The sequence below is a fragment of the Liquorilactobacillus uvarum DSM 19971 genome (assembly GCF_001434935.1).
Taxonomy (GTDB): domain Bacteria; phylum Bacillota; class Bacilli; order Lactobacillales; family Lactobacillaceae; genus Liquorilactobacillus; species Liquorilactobacillus uvarum.
On the sequence record NZ_AZEG01000102.1, the window covers coordinates 1 to 801 of the forward strand.

The window sequence follows — 801 nt, forward strand, 5'->3', positions numbered from 1 at the left end:
TAAGTTTCATAATATGCCCGCACTAACAAGTCCGCAGATGCCTTGCTGGCAGAGTATGGTGAATTCGGTGCTAGCGGCGTCGTTTCTTTAAAGTAACCTTCAGCATTTAAAGTTCCATACACCTCGTCTGTTGACACTTGCAAATACTTCTTTAATTTAAGTTTCTTAGCAACATCCAAAAGTGCCAAAGTTCCTTGAACGTTAGTTTCCACAAAAATCTCCGGATGTAAGATCGAACGATCAACGTGGCTTTCAGCAGCAAAATTGACAATCGTATCAAGTTGATATTCTGTAACAAGGTGTTCGACCAACTCACGATTAGTGATATTCCCGTGCACAAAAGTATAACGGTGATCAGCTTGTACATCTTCGAGGCTGTGAATATTTCCAGCATAGGTCAGAAGATCTAAGTTAACGATCTTGCAGTCTGGATATTTGTCTAGAAAATAATGAATGAAATTACTCCCGATGAAGCCTGCACCACCAGTTACTAATAAATTCATCCTACTTATCCTCCTTGTAAACAAAATTCAAATCAGCGTCTTTAAGGCGTGGATGCTTTTTATCCTTATCTGACAGAATCAAATGATCCAAAGGCATCGGCCATTCAATCCCAACGTCTGGATCATCATACGCTATCCCGCCATCGGCTTCCGGCGCATAGTACCCATCAACTTTATAAGCAACATTAACATTTGGCGTTAAAGTAACAAAGCCGTGTGCAAAACCCTTAGGCACAAGCAACTGGCGATGATTATATTCACTTAAAAGATAGCCTTCCCATTTACCATATGTTGGCGA

Annotated in this window: 2 protein-coding genes; both read right to left on the minus strand. The window is 40.7% G+C overall.

Translation table 11 applies throughout. The annotated features are described in order from the left end of the window. Positions 1 to 503, minus strand: a 503-nt coding sequence (locus FD20_RS12600; protein WP_157060943.1) for a dTDP-glucose 4,6-dehydratase, incomplete at its 3' end; no start/stop codon positions are given. Between the two features lies 1 nt (position 504). Then, positions 505 to 801: dTDP-4-dehydrorhamnose 3,5-epimerase family protein (locus FD20_RS12605; protein WP_162255667.1), on the minus strand; the 297-nt coding region annotated here is incomplete at its 5' end.